This is a genomic window from Clostridium mucosae (assembly GCF_024622765.1).
Taxonomy (GTDB): Bacteria; Bacillota; Clostridia; order Clostridiales; family Clostridiaceae; genus Clostridium.
This window is the reverse complement of record NZ_JANKAF010000004.1, coordinates 84,610-106,543: the sequence shown is the minus strand read 5'-3', so window position 1 is coordinate 106,543 and position 21,934 is coordinate 84,610. Positions and strand designations below refer to the sequence as shown.

Below are 21,934 nucleotides of genomic sequence, written 5' to 3'. Positions count from 1 at the left end.
AATTATAATTATTTAAGGTAATCCAATAGAATCTTTATGTACTAAATTTTAAACTATTACGAATTAAAAGTGGATAAATTTATTTATCCACTTTATACTTTCCATTATCAATAGCAATTTAAAACAGAGCCTAAATTTTTAATTATCTTTCTTATGCTCCTTCATTTAAGAATTTATACTGTGTCATGTATAAGTCATAGTAGCTACCTTTATTATTTAGCAACTCATTATGGCTACCCACTTCTTCTATTCTTCCATCATTTATAACCATAATTTTGTCACAATCTCTTATGGTAGATAATCTATGTGCTACAACAAAGGAAGTTCTTCCATGAAGCAGTTTTTCTATTCCTTCTTGTACTAATTTTTCTGTTTCTGTATCTATATTAGATGTTGCTTCATCTAATATTAATATTCTAGGATTTGCAAGTAATGCTCTTGCAAATGATACTAACTGCCTTTGTCCTAAAGATAATCTTGTACCTCTTTCATTTACTTCTGTGTTATATCCATTTTCTAATTTTAAAATAAATTCATGAGCATTAACTGCCTTTGCTGCATTTATAACTTCTTCATCAGTTGCATCCAATCTTCCATATCTTATATTTTCCATTATAGTTGTTGAAAATAAAAATGTATCTTGAAGCATTATTCCCATTTGACTTCTTAAAGATTCTAAATCTACATTTTTTATATTCTTTCCATCCACTAAAACTTCTCCAGATGTAGGATCATAAAATCTACTTAATAAAGAAACTATAGTTGTTTTTCCTGCACCAGTTGCTCCAACTAATGCTATTTTTTCACCTTTATTAACTTTGAAGTTTATATCTTTTAAAACTTTTGTATTTTCATCATAAGAAAAATTAACATCTTTAAATTCTACAATACCTTGAATCTTTCCTATTTTCTTTGCATTTTCTTCATTTTTTATTACTGGCTTCATATCTAAAATATCAAATATTCTATCTGCTGCTGAAAAGTTTGTGATTAAAGTATTATAAAAACTTGAAAGATTCATTATAGGTCTCCAAAACATTCCTACATACATTGAAAATGCTATTAATGTTCCTATTTGTATTTCATTATTTATAACTAATTTATATCCAACTGCAAATACTATTAAAGTACCAGCTCCCCATGATAATTCTACAAGTGGCCAAAAGAAATCATTTAACATAACAGCTCTTACAAAAGAATTACTTAATTCCTTTACCATTGATTTAAAATTATTTTCTGTTCCTTTTTCTTTAGCAAACCCTTGAACTATTTTTATTCCTGAAAAATCTTCATGAGTAAAACCATTCAAGTTTGACCTCTTATTTCTATAAATTTCCCATCTTCTTCTTGAATATATTTCAATACAAAACATAGCTATACCAAGTACTGGTAGTAATGCTACTGAGGCTAAAGCTAGTTTATAGTTAAGAAAAAACATAATAATAGCTACACATAAAAGATTTAATAATTGTGGTATAAGAGATTGAATACTTTGAGAAAATAAATTTTTTAATGAATTAACATCTGAAACTACTCTTGAAAGTATTTTCCCAACTGGTCTTCCATCAAAAAAATCAAATGATAAGTATTGTATATGGCTATATAATTCATGCCTTATATTAACTAAAATATTATTAGTTATTGAAGTTATCATATTCCATCTAATTTTTGATAAACCCCATGCAAGTAAATTTAATACTATTAGTATTATTCCTATTAAAATCAATCCTTTTACATCCTTATTTACTACATACTTATCTATTGCTATCTTTAAAAGCAATGGATTAACTATTGAAGATATCATAACAAATATCATAAGTAATATAACTATAAAGGATTTAAATTTATAAGGTTTAAGATATTCTAAAAGCTTTACTGTTATTTCGCTTTTACTTCTTCTTATTACTTCTTCATCTTTTTTTATTAAATTTGTATTTTCCATCTTAAACCACCTCCTCTTCTATTTCATTAAAGTCTTTAAATTGGTTGCAATAAATATCAAAATACTTTCCCTTAAGCTTTAATAGTTCTTCATGGGTTCCCTTTTCTTTTATTTCACCATTTTCTAAATAGATTATTATATCTGCATTTTTTACAGCAGAAATTCTATGAGCTATAATAAAAGTTGTGCTCTTTACATCTCTTTTTGATAGATTTTTTAATAATTCATGTTCTGTTTCCATATCTAATGCAGATGTAGAATCATCTAATATTAATACTTTAGAGTTTCTTACTAATGCTCTAGCTATTGATATTCTTTGTTTTTGTCCTCCTGATAAACCAAGTCCTCTTTCTCCTATTTCTGTATATAAACCTTCTTCTAGTTCTTCTATAAAATCTAAGGCACATGCTAATGAAGCTGCTTTTTCAACTTCTTTTGTTTGTGCATTTTCATTACTAAATTTTATATTGTTAATTATTGAATCTGAAAATAAAAATGTATCTTGTGGAACAATAGACATATTTTTTCTTAAAAAGTCTAAATCATAATCTTTTATATCTACATTATCTATTTTTATATTTCCTTCACTTAAATCATAATATCTTCCTATCAAATTAATTAAAGTTGATTTACCTGAACCTGTAGTTCCCATTATAGCTACTGTATCTCCAGATTTAATATCTAAATTTATATTCTTTAAAACATATTCATCATTATATTTAAAGCTAACGTTATTAAAGGTTATATCTCCTTTTAAGTCATCATTTTTATAGCTTTTTTCTTTACTTTTAATTTCAGGTTCTCTATCCATTATTTCAAATATCTTTTTAGCTGAAGCACTATTTCTAGAAAGTAAATCTATTAATTCTCCTAACATTCTCATTGGCCATATAAGATTCCAAATATACCCACTAAATGCTACTAGAACTCCTATAGTAATATTTTCTTTCATAACAAGATATCCACCAAAAACTATCATTATAACCAATGATATATTTGTTAAAAATTCTATTGGTGGAAAAAAGTCACCGATTATTTTAGCTTGTTTCATGTTTAAATCATAGTAACTTCTATTCATCTTTAAAAATTTAGTTATTTCATATTTTTCCCTTGAAAATGCCTTTACTAATCTTACCCCTGCTATATTTTCTTGAGCTGTTGTATTAATCTTAGCCGTTTGATCACTTATCTCTTCATAAGATTTCCCAAATTTATTTTCTAACTTTATTGCTATAAAACCTATTGGTATCATTATGATAAAGCAAGCTAAAGCTAAGGTAAAATTTAATTTGAATAAGATAACTGTAGAAACTACAAAGTATATTATATTTTCTATAAACAATCTAAGTCCAAACCCTATAGTTTGCCATATATTTTCTACATCTTCTCCTATTCTTGACATTAGCTCACCAGTATTCATATTATCAAAATACTTAAATTCTAATTTTTGAATATGATTAAATAAATCATTTTTTATATCTTCATGAACTCTTACACTTAAAAGATCATAAAGAAATTCTTTTAAATATCCAAAAATAGCTTTTATTATTGTAATTAATAGCATTCCTAACAAAACTTTAATTATTATATTGTTGTTTCCTGCTATAACTCCATCATCTATAAAGATTTGTTGCAAGTATGGTATAAATAAATCTACCCCAATTACTGCAAGCATAGATAATGTTCCAATTATTAGCATCGACTTGTATTTTGAAACATATTTTAGTACTCTAGTCATAAAATTTTCCCCCTTTAATTCATTACTAATATTATTTTTGATTATTTGTTATACATACACCCCTCTCTCCTTCTTAAAAAGACAAAAAGGCCACAGTTACCCATGACCTTTTACTTATATGTTTTTATAATTTTAAACAAAATAAAAAGCCAGGAGTAATAACCCTTGGCCCTAATTATCTTTATATAAATTCAAGTAATATTCTTATATTTTTAACGAATATATACTTTTATAAAGTAATATTGTATAAATCACCTACATATAAACTTACACAATGAGATAGGATTATTAATATAGTCTTTAATATATTTACTTTTATTATCTTTAAATAACATTTCTAAATTAAACATAATGTTTGACATTTTCCTACCTCCTTTTTATATTTTTACTTTATTACTTTACCATCATATTCCTATTTGTAAATTTTGTCAATATATTTTGTTGCTTTTAAATACTTTTTTCTTTGTTATAACTTTTTTATATTTAATTTAACTATAACTCAACCTTATCTTCATTAAGGTTTAAATACTTAAAAGAAAATATTAATCATTTTTTATTATACCACTGCAATCTATATTAAATATATTCTTTTATTATATCTTTCATTTCATTTTATATAAAATAAAAAAGGCTATCATAATTAATGGTTTTATATCCGTTAATTAGATAGCCTCTTTTATATTAATTTATATTTCTTAATCTAAACTATTAAAAATATAAATATAATTTCTAATAGTTATTATTCTGTTTTACTAACCTTTGATTTCATAATTGGTACTGTAGTAGCTATAACTAAAATAACTAATAATATTATAGCCATCATATTACCAGAAGCAAATCCAACTGGAGTTTTAGGAGTTATTAAACCTGTTACTTGTAAGATTATTCCTACTAGTCCTATTATTGAACCTCCTGCAACAAGCCCTGAAGATAAGCTTATTCCATTTGCAACTTTAGCTTCTTTTTCTTTTTCGTTCTTACTCATCTTTTCAACAAACACACGAATTAATGCTCCAACTAATATTATTGAAGTTGTTGATATAGGTAAGTAGAATCCAATTGCTATTGTCATTATTGGTAGATTTAGTAAGAATAAGAATAATGCCATAACAATACCTACAAGTATCATAGGCCAAGGTAAATCACCTGACATAATACCTGATGTTAATGTAGCCATTAAATTAGCTTGTGGTAATGCAAATTGTGCATCTGCACCAGTAACTGCTAATTGTTCTGATAGTATCTTTATTGTTCCTGTAACAACAACAACACCTACTATACTTGAAATTAAAAAGCTATTTTGCATTTCTTTTTTACTTCCACCTATTATGTAAGATACTTTTTGAGATTGACTGTATCCTCCAGCTACAGATATTGCAACAACCATAAATGCTGCAAATAAAAGCAATGATTTATTATCCGCTTGGCTACTCCATCCCATTATAACAAAAACTAATGTTAATATAACTAATGAAGCAATTGTCATACCTGATACAGGAAGGTTTGATGTTCCTATTGTACCTGTTAAACGTCCAGAAACTATTACAAAAAGTAAAGATAATAATAAAGAAACAATAACAGCTATTATAGCCATCTTAATACTTTGAGATATCATAAATGCAGCTATAAATGCAATAATGCTACCTGCTAAAAGTATTATTATTTCACTTGAATCACTTTCTGAGTTACTATCTTTGCCTGATTTTGCTTTTAATGTTTCTTTAATTGAAACAACTATAGTTGGTATAAGTTTAATAGCTCCTATTAAACCTCCACAAAGCATCATTCCAGCACCTATGTACTTAACGTAACTTCCTGATATCGCATTTACATCCATTTGGTTAAGTAATAATGAAGCATCATTCCAAGAATGCATATTATTTGCTGCCATATCAGTAAAATATCCTATTAATGGTGAAACACCAAAATTAGCTAATATTGAACCTGCAAACATAGTTAGTGATACTTCTAATCCAACTATAAAGCCTATACCTAGTAAAAGTGGATTTACTTCAGTAGAAAACTTCCATTTATAAAATTTACTTCCTACATAAGTTATACTGTTGTTTATAATGTTTAAAAATGATCCTGTTAATACATTTATAATACCACTTATTACAAATCCAATTCCCATGAACTTTATAGCATCCCCATCACCTTCTGAAGCAATAAGTGTTTCAGATATAGCCATAGATTCTGGATACATAAGTTTTCCATGCTCTTCTACTATTAGATATTTATAAACTAAAGATAGACATCCCATTCCAAATAGAACTCCACCTACACCTACAATTAATCCTTCTAAGAATGTAATATTACTTCCTATTAAGATAATTGAAGGTAATACATAAATCATACCACTAGCTACAGACTCTCCACCACTTGCCATACCTTGTGTTATATTTTTTCCAAGAATACCTTTATTACGAGCAAAAGCTCCTATAAGCATTGAACCTATTATAGCCCCTGGTATTCCTGCCGCAACAGTTAATCCTGACTTCATTCCAGAATAAGCAGTTGATGCTGCAAATACAGCAGACAATACTATTCCTATTATTATAACAGATAGGTTTGTTCCACTCTTCGACTTATCTGTTATGTATGGTACATAATCTTTACCATGTACGCCACCATAAGCTTCTTTAGACAATTTTTTCTTCATACGTACTCTCCTTCTTTTTATTGTATTTATTATTATATAGTTAGTATATCCATTTTTCAGTTTAACATAATTAGACATATTTTTTTTATAAATACCTTTATATTATGCCAAAAATATATGAAAAAGGAAAGCATTTTTTTTGCATAATATAAAAATCTTAGAATAATATTACAGCTTATTTATTAAAAGTATATATAGTAATATTATTTTTATAAAAAATAGAAGCAGATTACAATAATCCACTTCTTCTAGACCATATATATTTTTTAATAATGTTTAAATTTTTTAGAACTTAGGATCTATTTCTGTCATTTGTATTCTTTTTAAATCCTTTTGTCTTAATCTTGTTTCTTCCATTATTTTATCCCAAGACTCTCCTGCTATTATCATTTCCTTTGCTTTTGCATAAACTTGATTTTTAGTAAATTTATTAAAATATATTATTAGTTAGCTAATATAATCAATAATATTCATTTAACATAGTTTTTCATAAAATATAAGTGATTCATACAAAAATTGGAGTTGATATTTTTATTTTCATGTAAACTTCCTACTATCTATTCCAATATGGTGCTACTAATATCAAATATATTTCCATATCCACATGTTTCAATATAATTTACATTCCAATATGGTGCTACTAATATACTTAATTCAATCTCATCTTCTTCTATATATACATAATTTACATTCCAATATGGTGCTACTAATATGGCCCAACTGCAAACTTTAGAAAACCAGCTTGTAAAATTTACATTCCAATATGGTGCTACTAATATTATTAGGGTCATCTTGTCTCATACATAAAACTTTAGATTTACATTCCAATATGGTGCTACTAATATTCCACTAAATTCATATTGTAGTAACCTTTCCATCTCATTTACATTCCAATATGGTGCTACTAATATTTCAAAGCCTTTTTCATTAACTGTGTGTATTCCTTCATTTACATTCCAATATGGTGCTACTAATATTACATCCAGTCAAACTTGTTCCTGTTGCTACAGTTTCATTTACATTCCAATATGGTGCTACTAATATGCCCTTCTTATACATTCTTCTTTATCTGTATCTATAATTTACATTCCAATATGGTGCTACTAATATCATCTATAAGTAATTTATCTGCTAAGTCATAAAAAATATTTACATTCCAATATGGTGCTACTAATATGAAAGGGGTTGATTTTTTGATGAATTTGTGTTATTTATTTACATTCCAATATGGTGCTACTAATATTATATAAAATATATCCATATTATAACAAGATACTAAATTTACATTCCAATATGGTGCTACTAATATTCCATAAACTCTTACAGATCTATTAGTAAGATTGAAATTTACATTCCAATATGGTGCTACTAATATGAATCTTTCACCTAAACTAATCATCATTACATCAAATTTACATTCCAATATGGTGCTACTAATATGAAGAAAGAGTATTAAACTCTTATATAAATAGTGTATTTACATTCCAATATGGTGCTACTAATATAAACAATTTGAAGAGGAAACAAATAATAAAGTATCTATTTACATTCCAATATGGTGCTACTAATATGAAGATATTTTAATTCCATATACTTATGTATTCGGATTTACATTCCAATATGGTGCTACTAATATCCGTTCTCCGACAATCTACACTATTACTTATGTCTACGGGTCATTTTTGTCTATCTACTAATAATAAAATTATATTACTAATATAAACTACATAAATTATATAAAATATTTCTCTAATCTCTTAATATTACTATCATTGTCTACTTCCCTATATTTTAACATTATCTTAGATCGACAATTAAATAAAATTGCTAGTCTTATCCTCTTTTTTACCCCACATATCTTTAGATAACCATCTTTCATTTCTACTTTTAAATAATATTATAGAATCTTTATCCTTTCTTATTATACCATCTAATTCATATTTTAGCTTAATTATTTGTGACTCTGCTAACTCCCCTTCAAATACTGAGTTTTGTATATGAGATAAGTATTTTTTACATGTTTTAAAAGTCTTATTTAAAACTCTCTGTCCATCATCATCACTTTTTATATCATAAACTAATATAACATACATTTAAATCTCACCCCTACCACCATATTTTAAATGGATCATAATCTTTCTCTCCTAATAAATGCTTTATAAGTTTATAACATTCAAGCCTCATTAAATATTCATATGATACACTTTTATTTAAATCTTTATGTTTTATAGTTGTCTGTAGCCTCTGATCTAATTCTCCTACTATTATTTTTGATGCCTCTTTTGTAAGATGTAAGTAATTTAATTCTTTAGTAAAACTTTTTTCAGTTATCTGTTTTTTATTTAAAAGTGAAAATATAAGTCTATCTGCTAATATGGGTTTAAATATTTCTGCTATATCTAAACTTAACGAAAACCTTCTAACTCCTGGCTCATGAAGATAACTAACTGTAGGATTTAGTTGTGTATGATATATAGCTCCTAAGACTTTTGTGTAAACCAATGTATTTACAAATGATATTAATGTATTTATCATATTATCTGGTGGATTTTTCACTCTTTTAACAAAATCTATCTTTTGGTCTATAATTATATTCCAAGCCTCATAATATACTTTTCTTATATTTCCTTCATATCCCATTAACTCATTTATGTTTTCGCTAGTGTATATTCCTTTTCTTAAGGTTTCTATTTTATCCATATATATTTGTACATCTTTACCTCTTCCATTATAGTATCTTAAATTTCTATATATATTATAACTTGCTCCATCTATAAATTTTTTCGCTATTTCTAACCTTTTCTTTTCATCTGTATAATGAGCTACTTGATTAACTAGTAAATTTCCTGATACAAGCTTTTCTCTTGGCTGAAAACTTCCAGTATAAAAACTATAGTAATTAAAGAAATGTATCAATACATCATATTGCGATAAGAAATTTATTAAACTTGTATTAAAATTCATTTCAGACATAACATAAATTTCATTTACTGTCTCTATGGGAATATATCTCCTCTCACCTTCTTCATCTATAAATGCTATAGAGTTATCTTTTCTTTTTAGTTCACCATTGTTATAAATATAATAACTTCTTTTCATAAATTCTCATCCTCCTTTTATATAAAACATAAATCATAGTACGCACAAGACTTACATATTCTCTTTTTTTCTAAGGGAGGAGGATTTATAAATGCAACTATTTTTTGTATCTCCTCTAATATTTTTTCTATCATAATAATATCTTCGTCTGTTATCTCTACATCTATACTTTGTTTAAGCAATGGATAATCTATTTTTGCTTTTATATTTTCCACCCCTCTTTTGCTAAGAAAATATAAATAGTATTTTACTTGCAATATACTTGCTTCTTCTATTTTTTGCTTTTTTTAACTTCATGTAATACGCCTTTAGATCTTATGAAATCTATATTTATTATGTTATCTATATTTATGTGTTTTTTATCTCTCTTATAAGTTTCTTCATCTATTGCTTTACCTATCTCAACACTTTCATTACCTTGCTCCATTTGTATTTCATTATAAAAATACCATAGTTTTCTTTTGCAAACTTCATAGTAATATACCATTACTCCAGTAATTTCTTTTTTCATTTTCATACCTCTCAAAATACTCTATCACCATATATTAGTGCTTCTTCTCACTTCATCATACTTAATCTTTTTATATCCAACCTCATCATATTCACACTCTATAACCCTTATATAGTCATTTTTATATTTACTTAAACAAACCTTTTTAAAATTTATAGCCTGACCACTTGCCATTGCTCTCTCATAATTTTTAACATCATTTAGATGTATTGATAATGTAAATTTTCTTATTTCATCTTTTAACCTTATCCTTTCATAAGGACTAAGATTTCCATGTAATAGCTTATTCTCTATTTCTTCTATTTCTTCTAAATATTTTTCATAAACAGGACTTGGAATTATTTCTTCTGATAAAATATTTCTTAAATCTATTTTTTCTATCTCAAACTCATATGGTGGAACTATTTTTATATAATCATATATCTTTTTATATTCCCTCATATAATCACTTCCCTTAAGCTTTTCAGTTGTAAGATATGTTTCTATAAATTTTATTTTTTCTTGTTCTGATATTGGCCCATCATATGAAATTATTGCCTCTCTTGATAATTCGTATAACCTTTTATCAATAAATCCTTTATCTCCATTAGTTAAATTTGCATTATCAATTTCTGTATAAATATAGCAATTATAATTACTACTATCCTTTTTACCTTTTCTGTTACATCTTCCTAGCCTTTGAAATAATGAGTTTAAATCCTGTAGCTCTGTAAATAAATAATCAAAATCTATATCTAAACTAGCTTCAACTATTGATGTTGATATCCATATGCCATTTCGTTTATCTATATTTTTATTTTCATCAAAGGTTCTGCCAAACTCTATAATTTCTCCTTCTTTTTCTAGCCTATCTTTTCTTATAAATTTACTGTGTAATATATGAATTTCTTTTTGAGGAACTAAATCTTTTATCTGCTCATAAAGTTTTTGAGCTTCTTTTATTGTATTAGTTACTACTAATATCTTATTATTTTTATCTAATCTTTTATTTTCACTATACTTATTGTAAATATCTTCACTATTTATTCTTCCATTTAGTACTTTTAAATTATGTCTTTTGGTATTATTAGTAAAAGGGACTTCATTTTCCTTAAATCTTATATTTTTCATTAATAAGTCTTTTATAAACGGTGGTAAAGTAGCTGTAAGTATAGCTACTTTACCACCTAATTCAACGATTTTTTCTAACCCACATATTAAATATGCTAACAAGTCTGGCCCATACGCTTGAACTTCATCTATAACTATTTTTGAGTAAGATAACGTGGTAGCTTTTAATTCGTAACCTTGATATTTATATACAAAATCAAATAATTGATCCATTGTAGATATATTTAACGGTATTGATAGCTGTTTCCCTACTTTATGATAATTAAGCAAATCAATTTCTTCTTTTTCAACATTATCATTTTCAATATTTTTTATATAATATTCTAATGCGCTAGAATGAAGTATTGATATTCTTTCATCTATTAATTTATTATCTAATATATCCTTTCTTGCCCTATCGTATATTGCATTTATAGCAGTTCTAATAGGTAATACAAAAAAGCCCTTATTATTACCTATCCATAGCAATCCTGCCTCAGTTTTTCCCATACCTGTTTGTGCTATAGCTATTATATTTTCATTTCTATTTTCTATACAAAACTTTTGAAGTTTATTCCAAGAAGCTTCACTATTATTATTTTTCCACTTTTCCAATAACCCATAAAGTGAATCCTCTAAAAAGTTATTTGGATACTCTATTTTATCTCCTGAACTTGCACTATAATCACATTTGTGTAAGTATCCCTTTATTTTTATGCTTTCATTATTTTCTACTATACATTTAAGCTTAGGCTTTATTTTTCTCTTTACTTTATAAGTTTTAAAATCTTTCAATAAATTTCGTATTAATTCCTCTTTTTCACTTATTTCATCAAAATTATTACAATAGTTATGATGATTTAATACACTATGAGCAACTTTTAAATAGTCTTCAAAATTTTCAAAACTTTTACTGTCAATAAAGTATAATGATAATACATTATGAGCAACCTCCTTAGAGTCATCAAATCTTTTGCTTTTTCCAGTAACCCTATATTGAAATTCACAATTAAGTTTTCCTAAATCATGGTATATGCATGCTTTTTCTACTAATTTAAACAACTTACCTTTGTGTATATATCCTAATCCCTCGAGCACATATAAATTATCAAGTAAATCTAGAGTATGTTGTTTTATTGTTTTATCTGGCTTCGCCATATATTTCTGTATTAATTCTAATGTACCCTTATCTAATATATCTAATTTTTCCTCCATAGAACCTCTCCTAAATTTAAAGCAGCAAGGCTATTACCATACTGCTCAACATTCTTTTATATAAAGTTAACAATATATTCTTTATTATCTTCATCATCTATAAATACATTATCACTTGTACTTTCAATTATATATTGTGATGCATAAATAACTTTCTTTTTTTCGAAAATTCTTTTACCATCTTCTATTTTATAGTTTTTATTTAAATAATACTTTGTTCCACTAATACTTTGTCCTGCCTTTGCTTTATCAAAATATATACATTCATTTTTTACATCATCATAGTTTAAGTATGCAGAGTAATTACTTATAATATCGCAGTCATCATCTTCTTTTAGAGTTACAATTTTAGCTTCTGCTACATCTACAAAATCCTCACTTCTTCCAATTGACTTTAAATTATAAATATTTTTTTCTATATCTTTTAAAGTTTCATCATCACTTCTGACATGAATAACTAATTCTATATTATTTAATATTTCATAATATTTTAATGATGTTGTTAATGATCTAAATTTTGATATTGGTTTAATATAATTATATACTTCATAACTTTTTACTTTTTCTTTAAATTCATTTTCTTTTATTTTAATTTCTTTTTCCTTTTGAGATAACTCTAAAAATTCTTTTGATTTTTTATCTAGCGTCTTCTTTATTTCTGCAAGTTTAGCTTTTTCACTCTTAAACTTTTGTAGCTTTTCTTTATACTTATTCTTTTTATATTCATCTATTTTATCTTTTATATCTTTTAAATTCCTGTATTCATTTAATAACTGTTCATTATAAACTTGTATAGTTATTCCTTTTCTAAAACTATTACCTTGAGATTTTTTAGCACTAGCAACTTTATCAAAAACACTTGATAAAAGTCTTTCATTTTTCATCTTTACTAATATCCCTCTATCATCCATTATAGAGTTTAAAAAGCAATAGTCAGTATATGGCTCATTATGCATTGATTCAAACTTACCTTGTACACTGATATCCATAGCATGATATTCTCTATAATTGCAAGCATTATGAATAGCTCCTATTATTGTGGATATTGGTGGTAGCGGATAAGTCATTTTATTATCTATTGTTTCTTCTCTTTTATAGTTAGCACTACTTTGAGTTAGCACTATTCTTAATGCTTTCACTATAATTACCTACTTTCTTCTTTTATACTTATACATTAAAGTAAGTATTTACTTCATTTCTAACATTATCAAAGAACTTTGTTATAGAAATTGGATTTAAGTTAGCTTTTATTTCATTTTCATTTTTCAATGCTTTTCCTTCAAGTAAGCCAACATAGTAACCTTTTTTTATTTTATCCTTTAAATCCTCTGATATTATTAATTTATCTTCTTCTACCTTTACAACATTCTCAAAATAATGTGTCTTTCTATCTGATAAACCTCCAACTATAAATATTGGTTCTGCATTATCTAGATTTCCTTTAACTATTAAGCTTAAGTTTTCTATTGCCTCTAAAATTGAATTTATTCTATCTGCTTTTTCCTTATTATCTGCTTCTTTATATCCCTCTTCTTGTTCAAAATTTTCATCTTTTCCTATCATCTCTAAATCTACTGTTATGCTATATATTTTTAAAGATTTATCATATTCATATTGATAAGGCATAAGTCCAGCTTCTCCATCTTTTTCTTGTAAATTGATATTTTTACTCTTTGCTTCATTATTAGCTAAATATAAATTATTATGGAACCTTGTTTCATTTACAAAACTTTCACATGATATTGCATCTGTTAAATAAAAAGAACTTTTTCTAATATATGTAGTTCCTTTTGTACTCATATATCCCCCTTCAAGGGCCCTGCAATTAGATGCGTTTAAATCCTTATTAGCCAATTTCTGTGTTGCACCGTCAACTTCTGTTTCTAAATCATCATACATACCACTTTGAACCATAATAGAATTTTTTAAACTTTCCCTACTTCTTATAGTATATACTTTCCTATTTTTAAATACTTTTTGTACACTTGCTATATTACCTAACCCTTCCGAATAATTTGAAGTCATATTTGCTACTACAGTTAAAGTTAATGCTTTTTTATTTTTCATAATTCCACCTCTTATTATTTATTCTCGCTCTTTTTTGATAATGCATTTATAAAGGTATATGCTAAATCCTTATTTTCTTCAAAATCATCAAATAAATCATATACAAATCCAAACTCTACTCCCGAGTAATTGGTTAATTGAAGTAATATTTGACAAACTCTATCATAGTCTTTAAATATAATCGAACTTGTTAATTTTTGTTTATAGCTCTCTAATTTATTTATTTCTAATACTTCTGCTACTTGTTTAGCATTTTTATATGCCCCTTTTAATCTATCCTTCATTGATTTATCCCTCCTTATTAATACATTTATTTTTATAAGTTGACTTACTAAGCCATTTCTATATTTTTCCTTTAAAAATATTTCTATTAAATTATCTAATAATAAATTATTTAAAATACTATCGGTTACTTGCTTTTGAATATTTATATAATACTTTTCTGTTACCTTATAAGAAAAGCAAAATGACCTATAATCTATATTTTCTTCAGCAATTTTTTTAAATATATCTATACTTTCTTTTCTTATATATAAAGTTTCAAAATATCCCTTATCTCTATCCTTAAATATTACTTCTACATCTCTATCTATAAAATCTGTACTTTCTATAATTCCTTTAAATAAAACTTGCCTTGTATCTTTTGATTTGCTACTCCAATCTAAGCCACTTTCTACCTTTATTCTTAGAGTTTTATTAGATATTTTAAGTCTATCTATAGTATAATTATCATTTATAAAAAAAGCTTCTCTTGTTCCTTCAAAGGCAAATGGAATAAAATCAAATTCTCTTTCATCACATCCAACAAAAGTACTTATATTAAAATTAAACGCTGTAGATTTACCCTTTTTCCCGGAATCTATATAATATCCAATCAATCTGCAATTATTTTGAGAATCATTGAACAGTTGATTTGTATTAGCATAATTAGCATACATATCACTTTTACTTCTAAAAGTTTCTCTAATTAGCTCTTTTCTACTTTTAATAATAATATCTAATATTTCTTGTTTATTTGTTTTATCGTATTTTAACTTTCCAAAAGTCTTTTTCATTATTGTATTAGCTGATAACTTATCATTCACCAATTTTATTTCTTCATCACTTAACTCTTCTCTGGAAAGGATATTTTCTACAATCTTATGATGTAATTCTTCCCCATATTTATATTCTACAAATTCTAAGTACTTTTCTTCATTAATATCTTCTCTATTGTAATAAATACAATCGTCTTCTATCCTATAATCTAAATCATGATAATCTAAATATTGCATTAACCCAACTATAGCTGCTGAAAATCTCCAATCTGATGGTTCTAACATAGTATCATAACTATTATTTTGTAAATTTGTTTTCATATTACCCTCCTTTCTTATACTAAGTCTTGAGTTACTAAATCTATCATTCCGAATCCCATGCTATGCCTACTTCCCATGCCTACATCATAAAAATGTTGTAATATTCTATTATTAGCTTGTACCTCAAATATTCCAATTGTGGTGTCTATATATCTTCTATAATGCTTCACTACAACGTTCTTACACTGTATAGGATTCACCTTTACCTCTTCAGCCTCTTTTTTAGTAAAGCCTGCATTCAATAGTTGATTAGTTAATACTATCTTTAGCTTTTCTCTAAATCGCTCGTCACTGTATACATAATAAATATCTTTATTTGTTTCTATGTCATGATCTCTTACACATAAGCCACTTCCTAATGTAGTCTTAAATATAACTTTATTATTATATATCTCTTCTCTTTTATGATTTTTTATACTTTTCAAAATCATAAAATTATTATTGGGTAGTGGGTACTGCTTATTTTTTTGAGCAATAAATGCGTTATATAATATAAAGCCCATTCTATTATTATCAGTTGAAAAAAATATCCTTATCTCATTTCCATCTAGTATTATTTTATCTTTAATAAATTTAGATTTTGGTAGTATTACTGAAAAGCAATAATCCTTTTGCTTTGTGTCTTTAAAAAATTCTTCATAATATTTTCCATTATTACATTTTGATATTGCATTTTTAATATAGCTTAATATAACTTTTCTATATTCTATTGGTAATATATTCTCTTTCAATTGTAATATTAAACAAAATCGCATTTTTTTCTCCTTACTAACTATTAGAGTGTTTAATTTATATATAATCAATTATATTTTACATCATACTTCCTAATTTTGAAATATTTCCCAGATATTTTTTTTATTTATTAATCTTTCTATTATACTACTCACTTTACTCACCTCTTAACAAATAAAAAAGACAGGTAATAGAATTGCTTTTACACAGATCTATTCCTGTCCAGGTGTCTTTTACATTAATTCAAATTAAAATTTCATCTCACATTTCAATGTTATGCTACCCTGTAAGTTTATTGAGAATTAATTTCAAAATAATTCCTAATAAGTTTTTTAAAACTTAGGATCTATTTCTGTCATTTGTATCCTTCTTAAATCCTTTTGTCTTAATCTTGTTTCTTCCATTATTTTATCCCAAGACTCTCCTGCTATTATCATTTCCTTTGCTTTTGCATAAACTTGATTTTTAGTTTCTCTGTTCATTTTTTCCTCCAAGGTTTTATTAAGCATTTATAGCTCAATTTATTTTTATTTACCTTTATATTATTGGGAAAAATTATATTAATTATTACATTTTAAAAGTAAATTTATAATATACCGATTTCTTATTTATTAGTTTTATATATCTAACTAACCTAAAAGGACACCATTTCGGTATCCTTTCTCTCTATCTTTATTATTTTATATTTAAAATAGTTTTCTAATCTTTAAATTAATCCTATATCATTTCTAAAATATTTATCTCTAAATTCTACTTTTTCTATAGTATTATAAGCATCTTCTCTTGCTTTTTCTATTGTTTCTCCAAATCCAACCACTGAAAGAACTCTTCCCCCATTAGTTTTTAAAATTCCATTTTCAAGTTTTGCACCTGCTAGAAAAACTTTATCTTTAATTTCATCATCTATAGTAATTTCATATCCCTTAGGAAAACTTCCCGGATATCCCTTTGATGCTAAAACTACATTTACACATGCTCCTTTTTCCCATTTAACTTCTGTATTTTTCAAATTCTCTATTAATGAAGCTTCTATAAGTTCTAGTAAATCGCCTTCCATTAAATTAAGTACTGATTGTGTTTCTGGATCTCCCATTCTCACATTATATTCTAAAAGATATGATCCTTTTTTAGTTATCATAAGACCAAAGAATATTATACCTTTATAATCAAATCCTTCTTCTCTTATTCCAACTAAAGTCCTATTCATTATATTTTCTTCAAAATCCTTTAAAACCTCTTCTGTTACATATGGATTAGGTGCTACAACTCCCATCCCTCCAGTATTTGGCCCCTTACCACCATCAAAAATTTGTTTATGATCCTTTGCAGATATAAATGGTATAATAGTTTTTCCATCTGTAATTGAAAGAATAGATGCCTCTACACCTTCTAAAAACTCTTCTATAACTATTTTTTGCCCTGCTCCATTAAATATATCATCAACCATAAAAGATTTTACTGCATCTATGGCCTCTTCTTTATTTTCACAAATAGCAACACCTTTTCCAGCAGCTAATCCATCAGCCTTAACTACCGTAGGATATGGACAAGTTTCTAAATAATCTAAAGCTTTATTAACATCATGAAATACTTCATACTCTGCAGTTTTAACTCCATACTTTTTCATGAAATCCTTAGAAAAACTCTTACTACCTTCAAGCATTGCAGCTTTTCCACTAGGTCCAAAAATCTTAAGTCCATTCATTTTAAACTTATCAACGATCCCATTAGTTAAAGGATCTTCAGGTCCAACAACAGTTAAATCAATAGAATTATCTAAAGCAAATTTCAAAAGTTCATCTATATCAGTTATATTTATATTTTCACACTTATTTTCCCTAGCAGTTCCCCCATTACCAGGAGCAACAAATATTCTTTCTACCTTCTTACTCTTAGCAAGCTTCCAAGCCAAAGCATGCTCCCTACCACCAGATCCAATTAATAAAATCTTCATATACTAACCTCCAACAAATACTCTTTATTTTATTCCATTTCTATAACATTTACATTAAAAACGCCTAAACATTAATTTAACATCTAAGAAACAGAGAAAATCTTATGGAGGGATATATCGTAATGAACAGTTAGTATTTCCTGTTGTTAGAATAAAAATTGCGTTAAGAATTTCTGTTGTTTGACCGTAGGGAGTTACAGAAATTTAGTTATTTTTCTTTTACCAACAGTCGAAATACTCTGTGAAATTACTTAATATCCTGAAATAAGATTCTCTCTGTTCCTCTAGTTAATATTAATGCTTAAAGTGTCTAATACCCGTAAATACCATAGAAATTCCATGTTCATTACAAGCATCAATAGATTCTTGATCTCTTATTGATCCTCCTGGTTGTATTATTGCTTTAATACCATTTTTAGCACATTCATCTACTACATCTCTAAATGGGAAGAAGGCATCTGAAGCTAAAACCGTTGCACCTTTCCCTCTTTGGAGTGCTTCTTCTGTTGCCCAGATTCTATTAACTTGTCCTCCACCAATTCCAACTGCTACTCCATCTTTTATAGCAACAATTGCATTTGATTTTACGTATTTAACTACCTTCATACCAAATAATAAATCTTTCATTTCTTCTTCTGTTGGTGATTTTTCTGTTACTACTTTTAAATCATCAATTAAATTTTTATCTTCTTCTTGTAATAATATGCCACCATCAACTGTAACCATATATTTTTTATCCTTTGGAGTATTATTACATTTAATTACTCTTAAGTTCTTTTTAGTTCTTAGTACTTCTAAAGCATCTTCATCAAAATCTGGTGCAGCTACTACTTCTAAAAATATTTTAACCATTTCTTCAGCTGTAGCCTTATCTATTTTTCTGTTTATTGCAACTATTCCACCAAATATTGATGTTTCATCTGCATCATGTGCTTTTTTGTAAACTTCAAATGGAGTTTCTCCAATAGCTACTCCACAAGGGGTATTATGTTTAAGTCCACAGCAAGCTACTTCATCAAATTCAGATGCAACCTTCCAAGCTATATCTAAATCTTTAATATTGTTGTAAGATAACTCTTTACCATTTAATATTTCAAAACTATTCATAGCTCCATCAAATTCTGTTGAACTATAGTATGCTGCACTTTGATGTGGATTTTCTCCATATCTTAAGCTTTGCTTTTTCTTATATGATATTGAAAGATATTCTGGATATTCTTCATCTTCTAATAAAAAATTAGATATTGCTGCATCATAAGCACTCATTAAATTAAATACTTTTCCTGCAAGCTTTTTTCTTAACTTTAATGAGACATCTCCATTTTCAGATATTTCTTCCATAACAGCTCTGTAGTCCTCTTTCTCTGAAATCACTACTACATCTTTAAAGTTCTTAGCTGCTGCTCTAAGCATTGTAGGTCCGCCAATATCTATAAACTCAACCTTTTCATCAAAACTCAAATTCTCTCTAACCTTTTGAAAAAATGGATATAAATTAACTATAACCATATCTATAGGATTAATATTTCTTTCTCTAATAGTTTCCATATGTTCATCATTATTTCTTATAGCAAGTATTCCTGCATGAATAATAGGATGAAGAGTTTTAACCCTTCCATCTAACATCTCAGGAAAGTTAGTAACTTCATTAACTTCAATAACATTAACTCCATTACCCTTAAGATGTTTATAAGTACCACCTGTAGATATTATTTCAACACCCTTGCTTTCTAAAAAATTAGAGAAATCTAAAATACCATCTTTATCAAAAACACTAACTAAAGCTCTTTTTATCAACTTAAAAACCCCTTCCATTAATGGACAATTGATAATTGATAATGTACAATTATTGATGAAATTCCTACGGAATTTCTTTAATTGAATTTAATTTCATAACTCAGCTTGTCTGAGTTATATCCTTAATTATCAATTTTCCATTATTAATTATCAATTGTATTTATTCTTGTTTTTCCATTTATAATTTCAACCTTATCTCTACTAATCAAGTCAATTGCTTTTGGCAATATTTCATGCTCTTTTTCTAACACTCTTTTTTGTAATGATTCTTTTGTATCTTCAAAATAAACTGGCACCACTTCTTGAAGTAGTATTGCTCCACCATCTACCTCTTCATTTACAAAGTGAACTGTGCATCCTGAATATCTTACTCCAGAATTTATAACTGCTTCATGAACTTTTAATCCATACATTCTTGGCCCACAAAAGCTTGGTATCAATGATGGATGTATATTTATTATTTTATCTTTAAATTCTTTTAGGATATTTCCTTGTAATATTGAAAGATATCCTGCAAGAACTATTAAATCAACTTTCCCCTTAGTTAATTCTAATATCTTATCGCATGTAGTATCTTTATATTCTTTTTTAGATACTACATGAGTCTTTATTCCTTTTTTCTCCGCTCGCTCTAAAGCAAATATTCCCTCTTTACTTCCTATAACCATTTCTATCTTACAATTTAATTTTCCATCTTCTATTGAATCTATTATTGATTGAAGGTTTGTTCCTCCACCTGATGCAAGTACTGCTATTTTAAACAAACACCTTCACCTCCAGATGTTACATAACCTATATCATAAGCTTTTTCTCCCATTTCAATTAACGCTTTTATAACAGGCTTTGCATCTGCTTCATTAACACATAGTACAAACCCAATCCCCATATTGAAAGTATTGTACATATGCTCCTTATCTACACCTTTTTCTATTATCTTTTCAAATATTAACGGCAATGGATAGCTATCTTTTTTTATTATTGCTGTAAAATTTTCTCCATTAAACATTCTTGGAATATTTTCTATAAATCCACCACCTGTAATATGTGCCATTCCTTTTATTTCAAAGCTTTCAAGTAATTTTAAAATTGGTTTAACATAAATTTTTGTTGGAGTTATTAAAGTTTTCCAAGCTTCTTTTCCACCTAAGTCTTCATTTAAATCTTCAAATAATTTTCTTACTAGTGAATAGCCATTAGAATGTAAACCTGAAGATGTAATACCTATAAGCTTGTCTCCTTCTTTAATATTCTTACCATTTATTATTTTATCTTTATCTACAATTCCTACAGCAAAACCTGCCATATCGTATTCACCATCTCTATAAAACCCTGGCATTTCAGCAGTTTCTCCACCAACTAAAGCACAATCTCCTTGAAGACATCCTTCTGATACACCTTTTACTAAATCTGCTGCAACTTCAGCTTCTAGCTTTCCACAAGCTATATAGTCTAAGAAAAATAGTGGCTTTGCTCCATGGCATAAAATATCATTAACACACATTGCAACACAATCTATTCCAACTGTATCGTATTTTCTAGTTTTAAAAGCTATATCAAGTTTGGTTCCAACTCCATCTGTCCCAGAAACTAAAACTGGTTTCTTGTATCCTTCTGGAAGCTCAACCATTCCAGCAAAGCTTCCAAGTCCATTTAGTACATAATCACTCATTGTTCTACTTACATATTCTTTTATAAGCTTTACTGATCTATATCCTTCTTCTATATTAACTCCAGCTTCTTTATAAGTTATCATTTAACACACTACCTTTC

15 protein-coding genes, 1 pseudogene and 1 CRISPR repeat array are annotated in these 21,934 nt (G+C 26.9%); all 16 genes and pseudogenes read right to left on the bottom strand.

All coding sequences use genetic code 11. The annotated features are described in order from the left end of the window. Positions 1 to 151: 151 nt before the first annotated feature. The gene (locus NSA50_RS06815; protein ID WP_257443980.1) at positions 152 to 1,942 is read right to left on the bottom strand and encodes an ABC transporter ATP-binding protein; all 1,791 of its coding nucleotides are present in this window, start codon (positions 1,940 to 1,942) and stop codon (positions 152 to 154) included. A gap of 1 nt (position 1,943) precedes the next feature. Further along, complete coding sequence (locus NSA50_RS06810) at positions 1,944 to 3,680, bottom strand: ABC transporter ATP-binding protein (RefSeq protein ID WP_257443978.1); 1,737 nt, start codon at positions 3,678 to 3,680, stop codon at positions 1,944 to 1,946. Between the two features lie 739 nt (positions 3,681 to 4,419). Then, positions 4,420 to 6,342: an OPT family oligopeptide transporter gene (locus NSA50_RS06805; RefSeq protein ID WP_195429545.1), complete on the bottom strand. Its 1,923-nt coding sequence runs from the start codon at positions 6,340 to 6,342 to the stop codon at positions 4,420 to 4,422. Positions 6,343 to 6,895: 553 nt separating this feature from the next. Next, positions 6,896 to 7,978: a CRISPR direct-repeat array (repeat unit 30 nt; unit sequence ATTTACATTCCAATATGGTGCTACTAATAT). A 178-nt stretch (positions 7,979 to 8,156) separates the two neighbouring features. Then, positions 8,157 to 8,435, bottom strand: coding sequence for a CRISPR-associated endonuclease Cas2 (gene cas2, locus NSA50_RS06800; protein WP_257443975.1), 279 nt, complete (start codon positions 8,433 to 8,435; stop codon positions 8,157 to 8,159). A gap of 13 nt (positions 8,436 to 8,448) precedes the next feature. Then, on the bottom strand, positions 8,449 to 9,441 hold the full coding sequence (gene cas1b, locus NSA50_RS06795; protein WP_257443973.1) for a type I-B CRISPR-associated endonuclease Cas1b: 993 nt from the start codon (positions 9,439 to 9,441) through the stop codon (positions 8,449 to 8,451). 17 nt (positions 9,442 to 9,458) lie between these two features. Then, positions 9,459 to 9,928 (bottom strand): annotated as a pseudogene (gene cas4, locus NSA50_RS06790) (CRISPR-associated protein Cas4). 48 nt (positions 9,929 to 9,976) lie between these two features. Beyond that, positions 9,977 to 12,256, bottom strand: a complete 2,280-nt coding sequence (cas3, locus tag NSA50_RS06785) for a CRISPR-associated helicase Cas3' (protein ID WP_257443971.1) — start codon at positions 12,254 to 12,256, stop codon at positions 9,977 to 9,979. A gap of 56 nt (positions 12,257 to 12,312) precedes the next feature. Further along, positions 12,313 to 13,395, bottom strand: a complete 1,083-nt coding sequence (gene cas5, locus NSA50_RS06780) for a CRISPR-associated protein Cas5 (protein WP_257443969.1) — start codon at positions 13,393 to 13,395, stop codon at positions 12,313 to 12,315. 28 nt (positions 13,396 to 13,423) lie between these two features. After that, positions 13,424 to 14,323 carry a type I-B CRISPR-associated protein Cas7/Cst2/DevR gene (gene cas7i, locus NSA50_RS06775; protein ID WP_257443967.1) on the bottom strand — a complete coding sequence of 300 codons (900 nt, stop codon included), beginning with the start codon at positions 14,321 to 14,323 and terminating at the stop codon, positions 13,424 to 13,426. 14 nt (positions 14,324 to 14,337) lie between these two features. After that, on the bottom strand, positions 14,338 to 15,681 hold the full coding sequence (gene cas8a1, locus NSA50_RS06770) for a type I CRISPR-associated protein Cas8a1/Csx8 (protein ID WP_257443965.1): 1,344 nt from the start codon (positions 15,679 to 15,681) through the stop codon (positions 14,338 to 14,340). A 14-nt stretch (positions 15,682 to 15,695) separates the two neighbouring features. After that, positions 15,696 to 16,436, bottom strand: a complete 741-nt coding sequence (gene cas6, locus NSA50_RS06765; protein ID WP_257443963.1) for a CRISPR-associated endoribonuclease Cas6 — start codon at positions 16,434 to 16,436, stop codon at positions 15,696 to 15,698. Positions 16,437 to 16,745: 309 nt separating this feature from the next. Next, on the bottom strand, positions 16,746 to 16,895 hold the full coding sequence (locus tag NSA50_RS06760) for a hypothetical protein (protein ID WP_257443961.1): 150 nt from the start codon (positions 16,893 to 16,895) through the stop codon (positions 16,746 to 16,748). Positions 16,896 to 17,119: 224 nt separating this feature from the next. Next, positions 17,120 to 18,367 (bottom strand): phosphoribosylamine--glycine ligase, encoded by a 1,248-nt coding sequence (purD, locus tag NSA50_RS06755; RefSeq protein ID WP_195263408.1) that lies wholly within the window; start codon positions 18,365 to 18,367, stop codon positions 17,120 to 17,122. Positions 18,368 to 18,661: 294 nt separating this feature from the next. After that, positions 18,662 to 20,164 carry a bifunctional phosphoribosylaminoimidazolecarboxamide formyltransferase/IMP cyclohydrolase gene (purH, locus tag NSA50_RS06750; protein ID WP_257443957.1) on the bottom strand — a complete coding sequence of 501 codons (1,503 nt, stop codon included), beginning with the start codon at positions 20,162 to 20,164 and terminating at the stop codon, positions 18,662 to 18,664. A 143-nt stretch (positions 20,165 to 20,307) separates the two neighbouring features. Then, positions 20,308 to 20,928, bottom strand: a complete 621-nt coding sequence (gene purN, locus NSA50_RS06745) for a phosphoribosylglycinamide formyltransferase (protein ID WP_257443954.1) — start codon at positions 20,926 to 20,928, stop codon at positions 20,308 to 20,310. Further along, a complete protein-coding gene (gene purM / locus NSA50_RS06740) occupies positions 20,916 to 21,917 on the bottom strand; it encodes a phosphoribosylformylglycinamidine cyclo-ligase (RefSeq protein ID WP_257443953.1) in 1,002 nt (333 codons plus the stop codon). The genes purN and purM overlap by 13 nt, the downstream gene beginning before the upstream one ends. Between the last annotated feature and the right edge of the window lie 17 nt (positions 21,918 to 21,934).

Coding starts and splice junctions, on each gene's coding strand:
- NSA50_RS06810 (WP_257443978.1), bottom strand. CDS start 3,680: ATGACTAGAGTACTAAAATATGTTTCAAAATACAAGTCGATGCTAATA.
- cas2 (WP_257443975.1), bottom strand. CDS start 8,435: ATGTATGTTATATTAGTTTATGATATAAAAAGTGATGATGATGGACAG.
- NSA50_RS06760 (WP_257443961.1), bottom strand. CDS start 16,895: ATGAACAGAGAAACTAAAAATCAAGTTTATGCAAAAGCAAAGGAAATG.
- purD (WP_195263408.1), bottom strand. CDS start 18,367: ATGAAGATTTTATTAATTGGATCTGGTGGTAGGGAGCATGCTTTGGCT.
- cas6 (WP_257443963.1), bottom strand. CDS start 16,436: ATGCGATTTTGTTTAATATTACAATTGAAAGAGAATATATTACCAATA.
- purM (WP_257443953.1), bottom strand. CDS start 21,917: ATGATAACTTATAAAGAAGCTGGAGTTAATATAGAAGAAGGATATAGA.
- NSA50_RS06805 (WP_195429545.1), bottom strand. CDS start 6,342: ATGAAGAAAAAATTGTCTAAAGAAGCTTATGGTGGCGTACATGGTAAA.
- cas1b (WP_257443973.1), bottom strand. CDS start 9,441: ATGAAAAGAAGTTATTATATTTATAACAATGGTGAACTAAAAAGAAAA.
- cas3 (WP_257443971.1), bottom strand. CDS start 12,256: ATGGAGGAAAAATTAGATATATTAGATAAGGGTACATTAGAATTAATA.
- NSA50_RS06815 (WP_257443980.1), bottom strand. CDS start 1,942: ATGGAAAATACAAATTTAATAAAAAAAGATGAAGAAGTAATAAGAAGA.
- cas7i (WP_257443967.1), bottom strand. CDS start 14,323: ATGAAAAATAAAAAAGCATTAACTTTAACTGTAGTAGCAAATATGACT.
- cas8a1 (WP_257443965.1), bottom strand. CDS start 15,681: ATGAAAACAAATTTACAAAATAATAGTTATGATACTATGTTAGAACCA.